Below are 326 nucleotides of genomic sequence, written 5' to 3' on the forward strand. Positions count from 1 at the left end.
AAAAAATTATTACAGAAAATTAATATTATCTAGTTTTCAAAGAACCAAGTCTGACACTTGCGTGTCAATGGAGAATAGCGGGATCGAACCGCTGACCCCCTGCTTGCAAAGCAGGTGCTCTCCCATCTGAGCTAATTCCCCATGTTACTGCGGTCATATATCAAATTATAAGGCCGTGGATGGGCCTAAATGGACTCGAACCATCGACCTCACGCTTATCAGGCGTGCGCTCTAACCAGCTGAGCTATAGGCCCAAAAAGCGTAACCACTTTTGAGAGTAGACCTCTCAAAACTAAACAAAACTTTCGACAATGTGTAGGATTCCG

At 44.2% G+C, this 326-nt stretch carries 2 tRNA genes; both read right to left on the minus strand.

Annotation, left to right across the window (positions count from 1 at the left end):
* Positions 1 to 68 precede the first annotated feature (68 nt).
* A tRNA-Ala gene (locus FD05_RS05910) sits at positions 69 to 141 on the minus strand.
* Between the two features lie 39 nt (positions 142 to 180).
* Positions 181 to 254, minus strand: a tRNA-Ile gene (locus tag FD05_RS05915).
* Positions 255 to 326 lie beyond the last annotated feature (72 nt).

This window comes from Lentilactobacillus otakiensis DSM 19908 = JCM 15040 (genome assembly GCF_001434145.1).
In the GTDB taxonomy this organism is placed as follows: Bacteria; Bacillota; Bacilli; order Lactobacillales; family Lactobacillaceae; genus Lentilactobacillus; species Lentilactobacillus otakiensis.